Source organism: Desulfococcus sp., assembly GCF_041737845.1.
Taxonomy (GTDB): domain Bacteria; phylum Desulfobacterota; class Desulfobacteria; order Desulfobacterales; family Desulfococcaceae; genus Desulfococcus.
The window spans coordinates 1-5639 of sequence record NZ_JBGSQX010000045.1 but is presented as its reverse complement, the minus strand read 5'-3'; the positions used below and the strand labels follow the sequence as shown (position 1 = coordinate 5639).

Below are 5639 nucleotides of genomic sequence, written 5' to 3'. Positions count from 1 at the left end.
GGCCGTCGCGGACCTGCGGCGGCGCAGGCTTGCCGCGGGGGATCGGCTGCTGCTGCAGGGGGAGCGGGATGCGGTGGAAGAGGTGTTCCACCGGGGCCTCGTTTCTGAAATGGCCGCCCTTTCGATGGACGCGGTGAACGCCGTCACCGGGGGCCGGGCCCACCTGCTGCCCGTGCGCGTTCCCCCCGGGTCGGTTCTTACGGACCGGGACCTGGTCGAAAGCCGTCTGGGCAGCGCATTCGGCCTGACCGTGGCGGCCATCGTCCGCGGCGAGGCATGGCTGTTGATGCCTTCGCCCCATGAAACGATTCAAGCCGGCGATCTGCTGGTGCTCCAGGGCGCCTCGCGGGACCTCGACGTCCTCAAGGGACTTCAGGATCTGGAGATCGCGGCCCAGAGCGCGGGCCTTGCGGCCGAGCTGGAGTCCCAGCAGATCGGCGTCACGGAGGTTCTGCTCTCGCCCAGGACCACCCTGGCGGGGCGGACCCTGGCGGACCTGCTTTTCCGCGAGCGCTACGGCGTCAGCGTGCTGGCCGTCTGGCGAAAAGGCCGCCCCTATCGCACCGGGCTGCAGGACATGCCGCTCCAGTTCGGAGACGCCATGCTGGTGTACGGGCAGCGCCGCAACCTGGAGGCGGTGTCCCGCGATCCCGATTTCCTGGTGCTGGATGAAGCGGCCGCCCGGGCCCCGCGCCTGGAAAAGGCCCATGTGGCCGCGGCCATCATGCTGGCGGTCCTGCTTTCCGCCATCACGGGCCTCGTCCCCATCGCCGTTGCCGGGCTCACCGGGGCGACCCTCATGGTGCTCGTCGGATGCCTGAGCATGGAGGAGGCCTATCGCGCCATCGAGTGGAAGGTCGTGTTTCTCATCGCCGGCATGCTGCCCCTGGGCGTGGCCATCCAGAACACGGGGGCGGCCGAGATGGGAGCCGGCGCCCTGGTGGCCGCGGTGGGGGACCTCGGCCCCCGCTGGGTCGTCGCCGCGCTCTTTGCCGTCACCGTGGTCGGCACCCAGGTCATCCCCACCGCGGCCCTGGTGGTGCTGATGGCGCCGGTGGCCCTCAGCGCCGCCGACACCCTGGGAATCTCCCCCCATCTGCTCATGATGACCGTGGCCATCTCGGCGTCGTCGAGCTTCGCGAGCCCCCTCTCCCACCCCGCCCATCTTCTCGTCATGGGACCCGGCGGCTATCGCTTCGTAGACTATGTCAAGATCGGCGTGCCCCTCACCGTCATCGCCCTCCTGGTGTCCGTGTGGCTGCTGCCGATCCTCTGGCCGGCATGACGCCATCCCGGAGCCTCCGGATCAGGGGAAGAGGCCTTTCAGGCGCTCGCGGCTGCGCACCAGGGCGCTCCGGTCCGGATCGAAGATTTCGAGCGTCACGGTGCCGTCGTAGCCGGCCGTCCGAAGGGCCGCCGCCGCCGCAGTGAAGTCGAGGCTCCCCTGCCCCACCGGCAGGTGCTCATCCCGCTTGCCGTGATTGTCGCTCACGTGCAGGTGCCGGATGCGGTCGGGGAACGCCTGGATGAACGCAAGAATGCGCGCCATGCCCTCCAGGCCGATATGGGCATGGCCCAGGTCCAGGGTCATGGCCAGGTCCGGGAAGCGGTCGAACACCTCCCGGAAGGCCTCCGGCGTGCTGAGGGGGGAGATCTTGGGAAAGAGATTTTCCAGGCAGAGCCTTACCCCGCACCCCCGGGCCGCGGCCGTGACGCGTTCCAGGCCCTCCAGGGCATATTCCCGCCAGAGCTCCGGGACATGGGTGGAGAGGCCGGCCATATAACTGGGGTGGAGAACAGCCTTGGAGGCGCCCAGTTCGGCCGCGAGTTCCAGGGAGGCCAGGAGTTCCTCCATCGAGACGCGTCGAAGGCTCTCGGTCAGGTCGGCCGTGGAAAGGAAGGTGGGCAGGTGGCAGACGAGCCCCATCCCATACCGGTCCAGGGCCTCGCGCAGGGCCGCCTTCTGCCGGCGCACCCGGGCGTGGTGGGCAAGGGGCGGGTCCATGGCCAGTTCGAGGTAGTCAAAGCCTAAGCCGCCGTAGACGGCGATCTCCTCCAGGGTCGGTTTCACCGGAAAATTCATGGCTCCGTATTGCATGAATGCTGTCACCCCTTTCGTAGGATAGGCCCGAAGGCTGAAATCCTTCCAAACCGATTCTTTCAATGAAAATTGATATTCGGCTATCCCTCTTGAGTCTTTTCACCATTTCGGAAAAACCGATCAAAGGCTCATCCGCCCTTTCTTCCACCGCGGCAGGATCCGCCGCATCATCCGCCAGTGCTGCTTTTACGGCCGCAGTGACGAGGTGTACGCGCAACACGGATATCGGAGGTGTTGCGGGGCCGTCACTTGACAACGGGAAGAATCCTCCGGAAACTGTCCGTGTTGGCGCGGCGCGCCCACTGAAAAATGACGGTCTCCGCGGAGGTGACGACGGCGCCGGCCTGCCGCAGGATGTGGATCGCAATATCTCGGTTTTCGGTCGTGCGGGAGGCCACGGCATCGGCTGCAAGTTGGACCTGGAAGCCCGATGCGATCAGGTCGAGGGCCGTCTGGAGGACGCAGACATGGGTCTCCATGCCGACCACAACGATCCTGGGGCGATGAAACCCCCGGAGGGTGGGCAGGAAGTCCGACTCCAGGCAGGCGCTGAAGGATTCCTTCTGGAACACCCTGGGGGACGGGACCTCCCGGAGCACCTCGGGAATGGTTCCGCCGAGCCCCTTCGGATATTGCTCCGTCAACAGGATGGGGACGTCGACGATCCGGGCCGCTCGAACCAGGCGGGTCACCTCGCGGGCAACCCCCTCCCACGCGGGAATGACCTTGAGCATGGTCTGCTGAATGTCGATGATCAGGAGCAGGCTCTCTTCATGGGTCGCCACAAATTCGTGTCGGATCAGCATCATCCCCTCCTTCTTCCGTTCGGGGCGCTTCCCCCGGCGGCTGATGGTCCGTGACGGCCGAGGCCGCCCGATCCTGTAAGCTGACTCAATCCCCCGCCGGGTCTTCGAAGCGGGTATAGCGTACCGCTCCGCCCACCTTGCAGGCCCGGGCCAGCTCCATATGCCTGAGGGGCGCGATCGTATCGCGGAATTCCGCCTCGGAGATCCCCAGCCCGCTGCAGATCCGCTCCTGGCTCAAGGGCCCCTCGGCCCTGAACAGATTCAGCATCCTTTCCTGAAGCGGGGTGAGGCTCTTCTCCCGGGAGGCCGTTCTCGTGGCGCTGTAGACCGCCCACGGGTCGCACGCCCTGGGCGCGGTCAAAACATCCAGGCAGCAGTCCTCGCAGAGGGTCCGTCCGGCGTGTTCGTGGGCATCCGGGGCCGCGATGTCGGCCGCGCAGTGTTCGCATTTCATGGGGGTTCTCCTTTATTGAATTTCCGTCATTTTTCCTCCGACGGTTCCACACCGCGAAGCGTCTTGTGCAGCTTCACCGGCTCCGCCACACGCCTGCGCATCCGCATGTTGAGCATCTCCACCCCGACTGAAAAGGCCATGGAGAAATAGATATATCCCTTGGGCACATGGACGTCGAACCCTTCCACCATGAGAGTGACGCCCACCAGGATCAGGAAAGACAGGGCGAGGATCTTGATGGTGGGGTGAGCGTCCACGAAATCGCTGATGGCCCCGGCCGCCATCAGCATGACGATCACCGCCAGGATGACGGCGATCGCCATCAGGGAAACGTGGTCGACCAGGCCCACCGCCGTGATGACGGAGTCGAGGGAGAAAACGATATCCAGGACCGCGATCTGCAGGAGCACCAGCCCGAACCCGCTGGCGGCGGCGGCTCCGCCCCGGCCTTCGCTCCCTTCCAGGCTGTTGTGGATCTCATGGGTCGCCTTGGCCAGAAGAAACAGGCCTCCCGCGATCAGGATGACGTCTCGGCCGGAAATGTCGCGGCCCAGCACGGTGAACCACGACCCGGTCAGGCCCATGACCCACGAAATGGAGAAGAGCAGGGCCAGGCGGGTCAGCATGGCCAGCCCCAGCCCCACCCTCCTGGCCAGACCCCGCTGATGCGCCGGGAGCCGGCCCACGAGAATCGAAATAAATATGATGTTGTCGATCCCCAGAACGATTTCAAGCGCCGTCAGGGTGCCCAGGGCGATCCATGCCTCGGGGCTTGTCAGCCACACAGCCATACCCACCTCGCATTCTCATTATATTCAAAGCGCCGCGTGCGCCGGCCGCCCCCGGGACGGCCGCGGCGGACCCGTCACCCCGCCGTCGTGTCGGGTTTCAGCTTTTCCGTGTCGATGATCTCCTTCATGTCCATGGCCCGGTCGAAGTCATGGATCTGCTGCTGGGTCAGGAGAAGGTCCTTCATGCTGTAAATCTGCATGCGGCAGGACTGGGTGAACAGCCGGTTGACCAGGAGGAGAGTCGCGATCTCCATCTCGTGGATCTTCTGGTCGGCCACCGCCTGCCGGGTGTTCTTGATGAACCTGCCGTCGGCCTCCTCGATCTGGACGAAGGTTCTTAACAGGCTTCGGTACTGCTCTTCACGGTCGCCGATGGAGAGGATGCGGAACATGCCGTGGTAGAGTTCGACCAGCCGCTTGCGAAACAGCTTGTACTGGGCATTGACATAGGGGTTTTCCGAGGCGTCGAACTCCTCCATGTTCAAGCGGATCCCCTTGAAGTTCTTGATGGAATTCATGATGTTGCGCGAGGCGTAGATCACCCGCTCCAGCTCCTTGGCCTCGGTTTCGTGAAGCTTCTGGGCCTGGACCTTCGAGTAGAAGGTGAAAATGGCGGCGTGGAGCAGCTTGATGTTTTCGTAAAGCTCCTCGAGGGTATGCTTCCGCCGTTCGTTCTTTTCAAAGGGGGTATCGCTGTCGAACACCAGCTTTTCGTCAATCTGCAGAAGCTGGAGGTTGTAGAGCTGGCATTCCTGGAGGAGGTGCCCCACTTCCTTCCGCAGGGCGGCCTCGGCGGCGTCGATCACCTCGGTGGGGGTCTTGTCGAGGTATTCGGTCAGAACAGCCTTGCGGTCGGGATAGAGCCTCACGAGCAGCCGGGAGAGGATCCCCACGAACGGGAAAAATATCACGACCCCCAGCAGGTTGAACAGGGTGTGAAAAAGGGCCAGGGCCGTCAGCTCGTCGGCGCCGATGTCCACGAAAACCCCGATGAAGCGGATCAGTCCGGGCAGCCCCAGAAACGCCGCCGCGCCGGTCACCAAGTTGAAGACGAGATGGCTCAGGGCCACCCTTTTCTTGGCCTGGACCCCCCCGATGGCGCCCAGAAGGACGGTGATGGTCGTCCCGATGTTGGCCCCGATGACCACCACGGCGGCGATGTCAAAGGGGATCAGCCGGCTGTGGAGCGCCGCCAGCGCGATGGCGATGGTGGCCGCGCTGGCCTGCATGGCCGCCGTGACCAGGGTCCCGACCAGGAGATAAAACCAGAGCCCGAAATTCAGAACTCTTGACCCCCGGCATCTTCAGATGCAACAGCCGGTGCTTCAAAGTAGAGTCTAAGTTCTGTTCCCGGGAAGACATACTCAGTTTCGTTTACTCGTTCACACAATGTTCGCAGCAGGCGATTCGAACGGGGATTGGCCATGCTGTGAAGTTTTACGGAGAGGATCTTCCGTTCATCATCCGGTAGGATATCTGCAGGCAGC

General features: G+C 64.0%; 7 protein-coding genes. 1 reads left to right on the top strand and 6 read right to left on the bottom strand.

Annotated elements, in window-relative coordinates:
- Positions 1–1285: SLC13 family permease (locus tag ACEW8N_RS05275; protein ID WP_373498758.1), on the top strand; the 1285-nt coding region annotated here is incomplete at its 5' end.
- A gap of 21 nt (positions 1286–1306) precedes the next feature.
- Here ACEW8N_RS05275 and ACEW8N_RS05270 read toward each other — a convergent pair.
- The 6 genes from ACEW8N_RS05270 to ACEW8N_RS05245 all read right to left on the bottom strand — a co-directional run.
- The gene (locus ACEW8N_RS05270) at positions 1307–2083 is read right to left on the bottom strand and encodes a sugar phosphate isomerase/epimerase family protein (RefSeq protein WP_373498757.1); all 777 of its coding nucleotides are present in this window, start codon (positions 2081–2083) and stop codon (positions 1307–1309) included.
- A gap of 263 nt (positions 2084–2346) precedes the next feature.
- Positions 2347–2910 carry an isochorismatase family protein gene (locus tag ACEW8N_RS05265; protein ID WP_373498756.1) on the bottom strand — a complete coding sequence of 188 codons (564 nt, stop codon included), beginning with the start codon at positions 2908–2910 and terminating at the stop codon, positions 2347–2349.
- A gap of 82 nt (positions 2911–2992) precedes the next feature.
- Entirely contained in the window at positions 2993–3361 is a 369-nt protein-coding gene (locus ACEW8N_RS05260) for a hypothetical protein (RefSeq protein ID WP_373498755.1), read from the bottom strand.
- A gap of 26 nt (positions 3362–3387) precedes the next feature.
- Positions 3388–4152, bottom strand: a complete 765-nt coding sequence (locus ACEW8N_RS05255; protein ID WP_373498754.1) for a TerC family protein — start codon at positions 4150–4152, stop codon at positions 3388–3390.
- A gap of 74 nt (positions 4153–4226) precedes the next feature.
- Entirely contained in the window at positions 4227–5435 is a 1209-nt protein-coding gene (locus tag ACEW8N_RS05250; RefSeq protein ID WP_373498759.1) for a Na/Pi symporter, read from the bottom strand.
- Positions 5432–5639: putative transposase (locus ACEW8N_RS05245; protein ID WP_373498753.1), on the bottom strand; the 208-nt coding region annotated here is incomplete at its 5' end. The genes ACEW8N_RS05250 and ACEW8N_RS05245, both read right to left, overlap by 4 nt.

What these genes read in the sequence shown, in the direction of transcription:
- ACEW8N_RS05270 (WP_373498757.1), bottom strand. Translation starts at nt 2,083, where the DNA reads ATGAATTTTCCGGTGAAACCGACCCTGGAGGAGATCGCCGTCTACGGC.
- ACEW8N_RS05265 (WP_373498756.1), bottom strand. Translation starts at nt 2,910, where the DNA reads ATGATGCTGATCCGACACGAATTTGTGGCGACCCATGAAGAGAGCCTG.
- ACEW8N_RS05260 (WP_373498755.1), bottom strand. Translation starts at nt 3,361, where the DNA reads ATGAAATGCGAACACTGCGCGGCCGACATCGCGGCCCCGGATGCCCAC.
- ACEW8N_RS05255 (WP_373498754.1), bottom strand. Translation starts at nt 4,152, where the DNA reads ATGGCTGTGTGGCTGACAAGCCCCGAGGCATGGATCGCCCTGGGCACC.